Raw genomic sequence first — 12,730 nt, 5'->3', positions numbered from 1 at the left:
CAAATTACGTCGAAGGCAGGAAATCCAGCATGAGCCGAGGAGCGCCTGGACGGCAGCGTGCCTTGACGACGCACCAGGGAGATGGTGTCTTCGCGGCCGCGGCCGGGCCGCGAGCGATGACCCGACCCATGATCTCCAGCGTTCCCGTCGCGATCCTCGGCGCCGGCCTGACGGGCATGGCAGCGGCGTACCACCTGGGACGGGCCGGCGTGCCGCACCGGGTATTCGAGCGCCTGCCGCGCCCGGGCGGCCACGCGATCACGCTCGAGGACGCCGGCTTCCGCTTCGACCGAACAGGGCACCTCCTCCACCTGCGCGACCCCGCGACCCGGGAGCTCGCGCTGAGCTGGCTGGGCCCCGACCCGCTCGAGATCGAGCGACGTTCGATGATCTGGTCGAACGGCACGTACACCCGCTATCCGTTCCAGGCGAACACCTTCGGCCTGCCGCCCGCGGTGGCCTACGACTGCCTCCGCGGCTTCATCGAGGCGCACTTCGCCAAGGACAGACCTCAGCCAAGGAACTTCGAGGAGTTCTGTCTGGCGCACTTCGGCGAGGGGATCAGCCGCCACTTCATGATCCCCTACAACAGCCGCCTCTGGGGCGTGCACCCGAGCGAGATCACCGCCGACTGGTGCTCCCGCTTCGTCCCGATACCGAAGCTGGAGGACGTGCTCGCCGGGGCGGTCGGGCTGAACGACCGGGAGCTCGGCTACAACGCGAGGTTCCTCTACCCGCGGCTCGGCATCGGGCAGCTGACGCACGGGCTCGCGCGAGCGCTCGCCGAGCAGCGGCCGCGGGACGCGGGAACGCCTGCGCTCGAGCTCAGCCGCTCTCCCAGGTCGATCGACTGGCGCGCGCGCGAGCTCGTGTTCGACGACGAGATCGTCCGGTACGACGTGCTCGTCTCGTCCGCGCCGCTGCCCGCGCTCGTGAGGCTCCTCTCGGACGCGCCTCGCGCCGTCGTCGAGGCGGCTTCCCGGCTGCGCTGCACGCACCTCTACTACCTCGATGTGGCGCTCGACACCCCGTGCGGGCAGCCGCTGCACTGGGTGTACGTCCCGGAGGCGAAGTACCCGTTCTACCGCGTGGGCTGCTACTCCCACTTCTCCGCCGCCATGGCCCCGCCAGGCAAGGCCGGCCTCTACGTCGAGCTCGCCGATCGCGCCGAGCCCGATCTCGCGGCGCTGCTCCCCCGCGTCGCCGACGGCCTCGTCGAGATGGGCCTCATCCCCGCCCCGAGCGCCATCCGCTTCGCCCGCCTGCGCCGCATCGATCACGCGTACGTCGTGTTCGATCACAGCTACTTCGGCTCGCTCGAGGCGGTGCGGCCGTTCCTCGAGGGCCAGCGCGTCCTCTCGTGCGGACGCTACGGCGGCTGGAACTACTCCTCGATGGAGGACGCGCTCCACTTCGGGCGCGACGCGGCGCACCGCGCGCAGGCGCTCCTCGGAGGCGCGCCGTGAGCACAGCCGAGCCTGATCGCGAGGATGCAGGCGGATCGCCGGAGATCTCCATCGTCATCCCCGTTTACAACGAGGAGGCGATCCTCCACGCCGCCGTCGTGGATCTGCGCGAGCGGCTCTCGCCGTTCGGCTGGCGCTGGGAGCTCGTGCTCGCCGAGAACGGCTCGTACGACGGGACCCTCGGCATCGCCGGCGAGCTCGAGCGCAAGTACCCGGAGGTGCGGCACTTCTCGATCGGCGAGCCGAACTACGGGGCCGCGCTCCGCGCGGGCATCGAGCGGGCGCGCGGGCGCTTCGTGCTCTGTGACGAAATCGACCTCTGCGACGTGGATTTCCACCGCCGCGCCATCGCGATGCTGCGGACAGGCGGCGTCGACATGGTGATCGGGTCCAAGCTCATCCAGGGGGCGCGCGACGATCGCCCGTGGGCGCGGCACGCGGCGAGCCAGGTGTACAACGGGCTCCTCCGCGCCACGCTCGGCTTCCGTGGGACGGACACGCACGGGCTCAAGGCGTTCCTGCGCGAGCCGCTCCTCGGGGTCACGCGCGACTGCGTCGTGGACAAGGACGTCTTCGCCAGCGAGCTCGTCATCCGCGCTTACCGCGCTGGCCTGCGGATCGAGGAGATCCCCGTCCGCGTGCTGGAGAAGCGGCGCCCCTCGATCAACCTCACCCGCCGCGTCCCGAACGTGCTGCGCAGCCTCGCGAAGCTGACCTGGGCCATCCGGGTCCGCGGCTGACGGCCGGCTCCGCCAGCCTTCGCGCACCATTCGCAGCGCCGCGCGCGAGGCCGGGCCCGCTCGTGGAAAAATTCTGGCATGCTATACGCCGCAGGTGACGATCCTCCTCTCGAGCGCCGCAAGACCGGCTCGCCGCGCGGACACCGACGTCGACGTCGTGGTCATCGGCGGCGGCGTGAACGGCGTGGGGGTCGCGCGGGACGCTTCGCAGCGGGGCCTGAGGGTCGCCCTCTTCGAGCGCAACGATCTCGCGTTCGGCGCGAGCGGCAACTCGAGCGGCATGATCCACGGCGGGCTCAGGTACCTGACCAGCGATCCGCAGGTGACAGAGAAATCGTGCCGCGACTCGGGCCACATCCAGGCGATCGCGCCGCACTTGCTCTTCCGGATCCCCTTCCTCGTCCCGTTCGAGAACGCGCGGCACGGGCGCCTCCTCTACCCGCTCGCGGACGCCTTCTTCGAGGCGTACGACAACTACCAGCCGCTCAAGCGCGGCAAGCCGCACGCGCGCCTCTCGCCCGACGAGCTCCGCCGGCTCGAGCCGGGGTTGCACGGTGACCTGGTCGGCGGCTTCAGCTTCGACGAGTGGGGGATCGACGGCGCGCGGCTCTGCGTCGCCAACGCGGTCGACGCGATCGAGCGCGGGGCCAAGGTCTACGTGGGGCACACGGTCGAGCGGATCGAGCGCCGCGAGGACACCGGCGAGGTCGTCGCCGTCCGTTACCGGGACCGCACGACGGGGGAAGGCGGGCGGCTCCGCACGAGCACGGTCGTGAACGCGACGGGCGCGTGGTCGCCGATCACATCGTCCCTCGCCGGCCTCCCCGCCGCGAGCTCGCGCGTGCGGCCCGGCAAGGGCGTGCACGTCGTGTTCGACCGGCGCCTCACCAATTACGCGATCATGGCGAGGACGATCGACGGCCGTCAGATCTTCCTCGAGCCGTGGGAGAACATGAGCGTCATCGGCACGACCGACGACGACTTCTACGGCGATCTCGATCAGGTCCGCGCGACGAGCGAGGAGGTCAGGTACCTGGTCCAGGGCATCGCCCGCGTGTTCCCGCAGATCCACGAGGCGCGCGCGATCGGCACGTTCGCGGGCGTGCGGCCCACGCTCTACGCGTTCGGGCCCACCGAGGACGCCCTCTCGCGCGAGCACCAGATCGTCGATCACGCGGCGCACGGCGCGCCGGGCCTCTACTCGATGATCGGCGGCAAGCTGGCCAGCTTCCGGCTCTTCGCCGAGGAGATGACCGATGTCCTCTCGCGGCGCTTCGACCTCGGCGCCCGCTGCGTGACGCACACGACCGCGCTGCCCGGCGGCGATCGCGCGGTGGACGCGCTCGCGCTCTCGCGGCGGATGGAGATCGACGCGGTGGCCGCCCGGCGGCTCGTGTACCGGCACGGCTCGCGCGCGCTCCGGATCGAGGAGCGCGTGCGGCAGCGGCCGCGCGAGGCCGCGACGGTGTGCCCCTGCGAGCCCGTGATCGAGGCCGAGGTGCGTTATGTCCTCCGGCACGAGCTCGCCCGGAGCGTCGCCGACGTCGCGCGCCGAACGCGCCTCGGCCTGGGCGCGTGCGGGGGCATGCGCTGCGCGGCGCGGTGCGGGCAGATCGTGGCGCAGGAGCTCTCGCTCCCGCCGCGCGACGGGATGCGGCAGGCGGCGGCGTTCCTCTCGCGGCAGGCGGTGACCCGCGCGGTCGCGCTCGGCCCGGAGCAGGCGCGGCAGGAGGCCCTCGCGATCGCCAGCGTCCGGTCGGAGCTCGGCGCGCCCGCGGACGACGAGGCGGCGGCGGCTTGCGAGGACGCCGATCGTCGCTCGCAGCGCGCCGCGCGGGAGCCGGAGGAGAGGGCGTGGCGCGATCGATCCTCGTGATCGGCGCCGGCGTCGCCGGGCTCGCCGCCGCGTGGAGCGCGCGGCGGCGCGGGGCCCGGGTCGCGGTGATCTCCGCGGGCGTCGGCGAGACGGCGCTCGCGGGCGGCGCGGTGGACGACGTGCCGTGGGAGCAGATCGAGCGGGCGTCGCGGCTGCTCGGCAGCGACCTGCCCGCGAGCGATCTCGCGCCGGCGGCGAGGCAGTTCGCGGCGGAGCTCGGCCTGTGGGAGCTGCCGCAGGCGGCGGGCGTGCGCCTCGCGACCATCGCGGGGCGGATCCGCCCCGCCCGCGGCAGGGATCGCGCGCTGCTCGACCTCGGCCCGCTCCGCCGCACGCGCGTCCTCGTCCCGCGCGCGGCGCGCGGCGCGTGGGACGCGGACGCGCTCGCGGAGGCGCTCACGGACGAGCCGTTCGCCCGGGCGCGGGGGCTCCGCTTCCTGCCGGTCGACGCGCCGGTCCTGCGCTTCGACGACGAGCGGCACATCGCCGACGGCGATCTCGCGGCCCGGCACGACGACCCGGCGCGGCTCTCCTGGCTCCTCGATCGGCTCCGCCAGGCGCTCGAGGGCGCGGGCGGCGCGGGGGCGATCCTGCTCGGCCCGTGGCTCGGCGCGAGCGCTCCGCGGGCCGAGGCGCTCGCGGCGCGCCTCGGCGTCCCGGTGGGCGAGGCGCTGATGGGCGCCGGCTCGCCGGCGGGGCTGCGCTTCGAGGCGGCGCGCGACGCGCTGCTCGCGGCGATCGGGGCGGCTCAGCGCCACGGCCGCGTGCGCGCGGTGGGCGGCGGGCACCCGGGACCGGGGGCGCCCGACGAAGGCGTCACGATCCACGTCGAGGGGGAGGACGTGCCGCTCGCGGCGGACGGGGTGGTCCTGGCGATCGGCGGCCTCGCCGGCGGCGGGATCGCGTACACGCCGCCCGAGAGCGGCGCCGGCGCCGATTTCCCGGCGCGCGGCGCCGCGCCGTTCGCGCTCTCGATCGCGGCGCCCGTCACGATGGGCGACGATCGCGGCGCGTTCGGCGTGGTGAGCTCCATGCAAGGCCCGGAGCTCGACGTCGTCGCGTGGCCCCGCGGCGAGCGCCTCGGCGCGCTGGAGGCGGTGGGGGTGCGGTGCGAGGGCGTCCGCGCCGCGCCCGGGATCCTGGCGGCCGGGGCGACCATCGCGGGGAGGGCGCGCACCGTGCTCGACGCGGTGACGACCGGGCTCCGCGCCGGCGCCGAGGCCTGACGCGCGTCGAGCGGCGCCCGGCGCAGGTCGCTCGACGCGCGATCCTCAGCGCTGGCGGATCGCCGGGATGGCGCGGAGGAGCTGCTGGTACCCGACGGCGAGCGCGAAGTCGCTCCCGCGGGTGGGATCGGAGGGCATGTCGCCCTCGGGGCCGGCCGCCGCGGCCGCCTCGGCGCGCTTCTCCACGAGCACGGCCCTCGGCGAACGGTCGCCGATCGCCCCTTCGGCGGGGAGGTGTCCCTCGAGATCCTGCTCGCGGAGGATCGCGGCCGGGACCTGCTGCGCCGCGCTCTCGATGACGACATCCGGCCGGATGCCCTGGGCCTGGATCGAGCGCCCGTTCGGCGTGTAGTAGCGCATCGTCGTGAGCCTCACCCCGGCGCCGCCGGGCAGCTCGTAGATGGTCTGCACCGATCCCTTGCCGAAGGTCCTCGCGCCGACGAGCACGGCGCGCCCGCTGTCCTGCAGGGCGCCCGCGACGAGCTCGGCGGCGCTCGCCGAGTACTCGTTCACGAGCGCGACGATGGGCAGCGAGGCGAACGCGCCGCCGTCGTGCGCCTTCGCCTCGTCGACGACCTGGTTGCGCTGGCGCGTCGAGTAGATCGTCCCCGAGGAGAGGAGCTCGTCGGCCACGGCCTCCGCCTCGTTGACGAGGCCTCCCGGGTTGTTGCGCAGGTCCAGGATGACGCCGGCCAGCGGCGCCTTCGATGCGGCGCGCAGCTTCGCCGCGGCGCGGAGCATCTCTTCGTGGGTGCCGTCCTGGAACTGCTTCACGCGGACGTACGCGATGTCCCGGTCGAGGCGCTTCGCCGCGATGCTCGTGACGTGGATCTGCTCCCGCGTGAGGTCGAACGAGAGGGGCTCAGGCACGCCCTGCCGGCGGATCGTGAGCTTCACCCGGGAGCCGGGCGCCCCGCGCATGATCTTCACGAGCTTGTCGAGGCGCTCGCCGCGGACGGGGCGGCCGTCGATCGCGAGGATCTGATCGCCGGAGCGGATGCCCGCCCGCGCCGCCGGCGAGCCCTCGATCGGCGCGATGACGGTGATGTTGTCGTCCTTGGCGTCGACCTCGATGCCGACGCCGCCGAACGTCCCCCCCGTCTCTTCCTGGAACTGGGCGAACTCCGAGGAGTTCATGTACGCCGAGTGCGGGTCGAGCTCCGCGACCATCCCCTTGATGGCGCCGTCGAGGATCTTGCTGCGCTGCGCCGGCTCGACGTAGTTGTTCTCCACGAGCACGAGCACGCGCGCGAGCTGCTCGAGCGGGGCGTAGGGGCTCTGCGCCTGTGTGCTCGCGCCCGCGAGGTGGGAAGTCGCCGCCCCTCCTGCGAAGGCCGCAGCGATGAGCCCCAGGGTGCGCATCCAGCTCGAGAAGCGTTGCATCCGCCGACCATAGCAGCGGTACGGGCGGCGGCGCGGTGCGCCGGCGACGGCCGCGCTCGTTCACACGCCTGCGCGGCGCCGCGCAGGTTTTTCGATGCGCCAGCGCGGGCATATCGCCCGCCAGTCGACGAGGTCATCACGGCGCCCAAGCTCCGGGCGCATGGTTTGTCCTAAGAGGAGTGTTCGGCTATCTTCGCGCGCCTGAACGTGGAACTTGCCTCCTCATCGCCCGGCTTCGCGTTCGCGAAGCGGGGCTCGCCGCGAGGGGCTTCTCTCGCCGAGACGGTCGGGGGCCGTCGCGAGGAGGTGTCCGCGGCTGCGCTGTCGTCCGTGCGCGGGAGACAACTCGCACCCCGAGGCGGCTAGGATGGCCAAACCCACCGATCGTGAGCTCGTCGATCAAGCCCGGAGCGGAGATGCCCAGGCGTTCGGGGTGCTGGTTCGTCGATATCAGAAGCGCATCTTCCGGCTGGCGTTCCACCTTGTCCGCTCGGGCGCGGAGGCAGAGGACGTGACGCAGGAGACCTTCGTCCGGGCCTACCAGGCGCTCGACCGGTTCGACGGCCGGAGCGAACCATTCACCTGGCTCTACCGGATCGCCGTGAACCTCTCGCTCAACATGATCCGGGCCCGCAAGCCGAGCAAGAACTCGACCCCCGCGGACGATCCGCGGATCGAGGCGCTGCTGCTCGAGACGCGCCCGAGCCACGGCGGCGATCCGGCCGCGTCGACCCAGCGGCGCGAGCTCGCGGCCGCGCTCTGCGACGGCATCGACGCGCTCTCGGACACGCTGCGCACGACGCTCATCCTCGTCTGCATCGACGGCGTGCCCCACGAGGACGCCTCCAGGATCCTGGGTTGTCCGGAAGGAACAGTCGCCTGGCGCGTCCACGAGGCGCGCCGCAAGCTCCGCGCATACCTCGCGGAGCGCGGTTTCGGAGGGGACGCCGAATGAACGTCACCGACAAGCTCGACCTCGACGGGATGCTCAACGATTGGCCTGCCCCCGCGCCCTCGACGAACGACGAGGAGGCGTGGGAGACGCGGGCCGCTCACATCGTCGAGGCCGCCATCTCCCGGCGCTCGGAGGACACCGCGGCGGCAGCCGACCTCCTCGCCCCCCCCGACCTCACCGCAGCGCCAGGCGAGGAGCAGACGGAGGACCCTTCGCGCGAAGAACGCGCATCAGGAGAACGCAGCACCATGGGGGACGGATCACAAGCAGCCAGGGCCTCGAAGCCTGAGAGCCTGTCGGGCGGCACCTTGTCGCGGCCGCCGGAGAAAAGACGCCAGTCGCTGAAGGAGATCGCCGAGCGGGTCAGCCAGGCGCCGGGTCGCGCGAGCGGTATGCCCGCGATGAGCGGCTCTGCGCTCTCGACGCCGCTGCCGGCTTCGGGACGCAGCTCGGCGCCGCCAGGGCGTGTGTCCCCGCTGCCGGGGCGCGGCTCGCTCTCCGGCGGCGCCCGCGCGTCGTCGCCGTCCCTGCGGCCGGCGGAGGGGGTGCCCGAGGACTCCGGGGTCATCGATCTGAACCGGCTCAACGCGTCGGCGCCCTCGGAGGTGGAGGCCTCCGAAACGGCGCAGCACGGCGCGGCGGATCGGTTCGGGGATACGAAGGCGGCAGCGGTGATGCCGGTGGCGGCGCGCCGCGCCCCGTCCGCGCCCGTGGCCTCGGCTCCAGCGAAGAAGCGATCCGGCGGGATGATCGCCGGCGCGGCCGTGGCGGCCCTGGGGCTGGCCGCGGCGGTCACCGTCATGGTGAAGACGACGGCGCCGCCGCAGCAGGAGATCGCGGCGACTGCAGCGCCCGCGCCGACCACCGTCGCGGCGCCCGCCGCGCCGCGCGGCGACACGCGGGTGGAGCCGGCTGCTCCGGTCGCCGCGGCGCCGGAGCAGCGCGCCGTGGTCGAGCAGCCCGTGCAAGCGGAGGAGAAGCTCGCCGCGGCGCCCAAGGCGCCAGCCGCCCCGGCTGGCGGCGGCGCTCCTGCGCCGGCGGCCGTCGAGGCGCCGGCCACGCCTGCCGTGTCGCCGAAGCCCGAGCAGGGAAAGATGGCGGCTGCGCCGGCGGCGGCTGGCAAGCCGGGGGACCTCCCCTCGGCCATGCAGGCGGCCGTGGGCGACAACGCGGAGCGACAGCCCTCGGTCGTCTCGGAGGCGCCGGTGCCGGCGTCGGGTCCGCTCCGGCAGCAGAACATCCCCGAACAGCCGTCGCAGGGCTCGGTCCAGGCCGCGCTCGGCTCGGTCATGGGCAGCGCCAAGGCGTGCGTCGCGGGCGCGGACGACGTGTCGCGCGCGCAGATCACGTTCTCGTCGACAGGCCAGGTGAGCAAGGTCAGCGTCAGCGGGTGGGCGGCGTCGAACGGCCAGTCGAGCTGCGTGCAGTCCGCGCTCAAGGGCGCCAACGTGGGTCCTTTCTCCAAGCCGTTTTTCTCGGTCAGCGCGACGATCCGACCCTAGCCAGGGGCGCCTCGCGGAGGACAGCAAACCTCCGGGTTGACACAGCCCCCCCCGTGGGTAGAATGCGCGCCCCCATGGTTTCCGCGACTCAGCAAACCCAGCGCATCCGCCGGCGCAAGGCGCGCACGGCGGGCACCCGCCGCAAGCGCTTCGAGCGCGCACACGGCACCCCCGCGTTCCCGATCCATCCGGCGGGTTACGACCAGAACGCGCCGGACGCCCTGCGCGCTGCCACGCCCGCCGAGGCGCAGGCGAAGAAGTAGGAGAGCTTTTCTCATGGCCAATCACGCATCCGCCGACAAGCGCAACCGCCAGCGCATCACGAGGACGGCGCGCAATCGCGCCATCAAGTCGGAGCTCCGCACGACCGTCAAGAAGGCGCGCACCGCGCTGAAGGGCGTGTCGCAAGAGTCCGCCGCGCCGGTGACCGCCGCGGTGAGCGCGCTCGATCGCGCCGCGTCGAAGGGGACGATCCCCGCCAAGCGCGCGTCGCGCGTGAAGAGCCGCCTCGCCCTCGCCCTTCACAAGGCGAGCGTCGCTGCCAAGACCGCCGCGAGCTGAGAACAACCCTTCCGCACGTACGTCCCGCTCACCGCAAGGTGAAGCGGGCGTCGTCGTTTTGTCTCCCCGGAACGCCGTACGCCCCCGTTGCCGTAGACCTTCGCTGCCGTTCCGCCGCCACCGTCACAGCCACAGAGAGCGCGTCTCTTCTCCGTCCCTCTCCCAACCCATGACGCCAGCGGCGGGCACCCGCACAGGAGACGGGTCCAGATCGGCGTTTTCGGCGCGGAAGCGTACTCCGGTACGCTGAGCACCGAAAACGCCGAGATGGGCCCGTATCCGCAGCGGGTGCCCGCCCCTTCAATGAGCGTCGGCCCAGGTGGGTCCGTGACCTACGTCGACGACGAGCGGGACGTCGAGCGGGAAGACCGACTCCATGGCCTCCCGCACCTTCGCCTTGGCCTCGTCCACGGCCGCGGCCGGCACCTCGAACGCGAGCTCGTCGTGCACCGTGAGCACCATGCGCGCGCCGGGGACGACGGGGCGCGGGACGCGCACCATCGCGAGCTTCAGGAGATCCGCCGCCGTCCCCTGGATCGGGGTGTTCTGGGCGATGCGCTCCGCCTGAGCGCGGCGCATGCGGTCGCTGCTGCGCAGATCCGGGAGCAAGCGGCGCCGGCCGAGCAGCGTCCGCACCGACTCGGAGCGCTTCGCCTCGGCCATCGTCCCCTCCATGAACTCGTGCACGCCGCGGTAGCGCGCGAAGTAGGCGTCGATGAAGCGCGCCGCCTCCGCCCGCGAGATGTCGAGCCGCTTGGCGAGCGCCGACTCGCCCATGCCGTAGATCACGCCGAAGTTGATCGTCTTGCTCCGGCGGCGCATCTCGGCGGTGACCCCTGCCTGATCCACGCCGAAGATCTCCATGGCCGTGCGCACGTGCACGTCCTGCCCGGTGCGGAAGGCGTCGACGAGCACCGGGTCCTTCGAGAGGTGCGCGAGGACGCGCAGCTCGATCTGGGAGTAGTCGGCGCTCACGATCACGCTCCCGGGCGGCGCGACGAACGCGCGCCGGATCATCCGGCCGAGCTCCGTGCGGATCGGGATGTTCTGCAGGTTCGGGTCCTGCGACGAGAGCCGCCCGGTCGCGGCCACGGCCTGGCCCCAGCGCGTGTGGATCCGGCCCGTGCCCGGGTGCACGAGGCGCGGCAGCGCGTCGACGTACGTGCCCTTGAGCTTGGCGATGGCGCGGTGCTCGAGGACCACCCCGGGGAACGGGTGCTCCTCCGAGAGCGCCTCGAGCACGTCGGCGTCGGTCGAGCGGCCGGTCTTCGTCTTGCGCTGGGAGCGCAGCTTGAGCTCGTCGAACAGGACCGCCTCGAGCTGCTTCGGCGACGCCAGGTTGATGTCGTGCCCCACGATCTCGCGCGCCTTCTGCTCCAGCGCGGCGAGCTCGGTCGTCATCTGCGCGCCGAGCTGCGCGAGCGCCTGCGGGTCGACGAGGACGCCCGTGAGCTCCATCTCCGCGAGCACGGCGGAGAGGGGCAGCTCGATCTGCACGAGCAGGTCCTCGAGCTTCTCGGCGCGGAGCCGAGGGCGCAGCCGATCGGTGAGCGAGAGCGCGACGTCGGCGAACGCGGCCCCGTAGCTCGACGCCTCGCCGAGCTCGATCTCGTCGAGGGCGCGCTGCGCCTGACCGCGGCGCTTCGGGGCCACCTCGTCGAGGGTCTGCATCTTGGCGCCGAGCTCGCGCTCGGCGAGCTCGTGGAGCTGGTTCTTCCCCTCGGGATCGAGCAGGTAGCTCGCCAGCATCGTGTCGAAGGAGACGCCCACGAGCCCGATGCGGTGCCGCAGGAGGATCACCTCGCAGAACTTGACGTCGTGGCCGACCTTCGGGAGCTCGGGGTCGGCGAGCAGCGGGCCCATCACCGCGTCGATGTCGCTCATCGAGAGCTGGGCCGGCGCGCCGAGGTAGCGGTGGCCAAGCGGGACGTACACGGCTTGCCCCGGCTCGCAGGCGAGCGCGACGCCGCAGACGTGGGCGCTCATCGGCTCGCGGCTCGTCGCGAGCACGTCGAGGGCGAGGCGGCCGGACGCGCGCGCCGACCTGGCGAAGCCCTCGAGCTCCTCGCGCGTCGTCAGGACCCGGTAGGTCGCCGCGCGCGCGGTCGGCTCGGGCGCGCGGACCGCCTTCAGGAAGCGCGAGAAGCCGAGCTCGGTGAAGAGCTCGCGGAGCCTGCCGGTGTCCGCGCCGCCGTAGCGCAGCGTCTCGAGGTCGAGCGACACGGGCGCGCCGCCGTCGAGCGTCACGAGCTTCTGCGAGAGGCGCGCGTCGGCCTCGTTCTGCTGGAGCGACTCCCGGATGCGAGGCTTCTTGACCTCGCCGATGCGCTCGTAGATCGCCGAGAGCGAGCCGAACTGCGCGAGCAGCTCGGCGGCCGTCTTCAAGCCCACGCCGGGGACGCCAGGGACGTTGTCCGAGGTGTCGCCGACGAGCGCGAGCAGGTCGCGCACCTGCTCCGGCGGCACCCCGAACTTCGCGACGACCTCGGGGTTCCCGTAGACCTTGTCGCGCATCGCGTCCCAGAGCATCACCTGCTCGCCGTCGACGAGCTGCATCAGATCCTTGTCGCTCGACGCGATGACGACGCGCAGCCCCCGCTCCTTGGCCCGCGCGACGGCGACGGCGACGAGATCGTCCGCCTCGAGCCCCTCCTGGATGAAGATCGGGATGCGGTACGCCTCGACGATCTCCCGGCACCGGCTCATCTGCACCCCGAGGTCGGGCGGCGGCGGCGGCCGGTGCGCCTTGTAGCGGGGGTCGAGCTCGTCGCGAAACGTCTTGCCCGGGGAGTCCATCGCCACGCCCAGGTACGCGGGCTTCCGCTCGTCCACGAGCTTCGTGAGCATCGCGACGGTGCCGTACGTCGCGTGGGTCGGCTCGCCGCTCGGGCTCGAGAGCGGGCTGATCGCGTGGTAGGCGCGGAAGACGTAGCCCGACAGGTCGACGAGGTAGAGGACATCCGGAGCTCCGGCCGGGGGAAGCGCGGTAGGGCGCGTGGACATGGACCGACCCTTAGCACC

The 12,730-nt window shown here is 72.9% G+C and carries 10 protein-coding genes; 8 read left to right on the top strand and 2 right to left on the bottom strand.

What is annotated here, in order from left to right; all coding sequences use genetic code 11:
• Positions 1 to 128: 128 nt before the first annotated feature.
• The 4 genes from WMF39_RS47080 (at position 129) to WMF39_RS47065 (ending at position 5,308) form a co-directional block, all read left to right on the top strand.
• Positions 129 to 1,466 carry a protoporphyrinogen/coproporphyrinogen oxidase gene (locus WMF39_RS47080; RefSeq protein WP_437742963.1) on the top strand — a complete coding sequence of 446 codons (1,338 nt, stop codon included), beginning with the start codon at positions 129 to 131 and terminating at the stop codon, positions 1,464 to 1,466.
• Positions 1,463 to 2,206, top strand: coding sequence for a glycosyltransferase (locus tag WMF39_RS47075; RefSeq protein ID WP_437742962.1), 744 nt, complete (start codon positions 1,463 to 1,465; stop codon positions 2,204 to 2,206). The genes WMF39_RS47080 and WMF39_RS47075 overlap by 4 nt, the downstream gene beginning before the upstream one ends.
• A gap of 94 nt (positions 2,207 to 2,300) precedes the next feature.
• Positions 2,301 to 4,082, top strand: coding sequence for a glycerol-3-phosphate dehydrogenase/oxidase (locus WMF39_RS47070; protein WP_437742961.1), 1,782 nt, complete (start codon positions 2,301 to 2,303; stop codon positions 4,080 to 4,082).
• Entirely contained in the window at positions 4,061 to 5,308 is a 1,248-nt protein-coding gene (locus tag WMF39_RS47065) for an FAD-binding protein (protein ID WP_437742960.1), read from the top strand. The genes WMF39_RS47070 and WMF39_RS47065 overlap by 22 nt, the downstream gene beginning before the upstream one ends.
• Positions 5,309 to 5,353: 45 nt before the next feature.
• Here WMF39_RS47065 and WMF39_RS47060 read toward each other — a convergent pair whose 3' ends face one another.
• A complete protein-coding gene (locus tag WMF39_RS47060) occupies positions 5,354 to 6,691 on the bottom strand; it encodes a S41 family peptidase (protein ID WP_437742959.1) in 1,338 nt (445 codons plus the stop codon).
• 367 nt (positions 6,692 to 7,058) lie between these two features.
• Between WMF39_RS47060 and WMF39_RS47055 the strand changes: the two genes are divergently transcribed.
• From WMF39_RS47055 to rpsT, 4 genes are all read left to right on the top strand, one after another.
• On the top strand, positions 7,059 to 7,646 hold the full coding sequence (locus tag WMF39_RS47055; protein WP_437742958.1) for an RNA polymerase sigma factor: 588 nt from the start codon (positions 7,059 to 7,061) through the stop codon (positions 7,644 to 7,646).
• Positions 7,643 to 9,148, top strand: a complete 1,506-nt coding sequence (locus WMF39_RS47050) for a hypothetical protein (RefSeq protein WP_437742957.1) — start codon at positions 7,643 to 7,645, stop codon at positions 9,146 to 9,148. The genes WMF39_RS47055 and WMF39_RS47050 overlap by 4 nt, the downstream gene beginning before the upstream one ends.
• A 74-nt stretch (positions 9,149 to 9,222) precedes the next feature.
• Positions 9,223 to 9,411: a hypothetical protein gene (locus WMF39_RS47045; protein WP_044967265.1), complete on the top strand. Its 189-nt coding sequence runs from the start codon at positions 9,223 to 9,225 to the stop codon at positions 9,409 to 9,411.
• Between the two features lie 13 nt (positions 9,412 to 9,424).
• The gene (gene rpsT / locus WMF39_RS47040; RefSeq protein ID WP_437742956.1) at positions 9,425 to 9,709 is read left to right on the top strand and encodes a 30S ribosomal protein S20; all 285 of its coding nucleotides are present in this window, start codon (positions 9,425 to 9,427) and stop codon (positions 9,707 to 9,709) included.
• Between the two features lie 300 nt (positions 9,710 to 10,009).
• On the opposite strand, the gene polA is transcribed toward rpsT, so the two are convergent.
• Complete coding sequence (polA, locus tag WMF39_RS47035) at positions 10,010 to 12,712, bottom strand: DNA polymerase I (RefSeq protein ID WP_437742955.1); 2,703 nt, start codon at positions 12,710 to 12,712, stop codon at positions 10,010 to 10,012.
• Positions 12,713 to 12,730 lie beyond the last annotated feature (18 nt).

The organism is Sorangium sp. So ce1504 (assembly GCF_051521635.1).
GTDB lineage: Bacteria > Myxococcota_A > Polyangia > Polyangiales > Polyangiaceae > Sorangium > Sorangium cellulosum_B.
The sequence above is the reverse complement of the archived record's forward strand: the minus strand, read 5'-3'. Positions and strand labels throughout refer to the sequence as shown.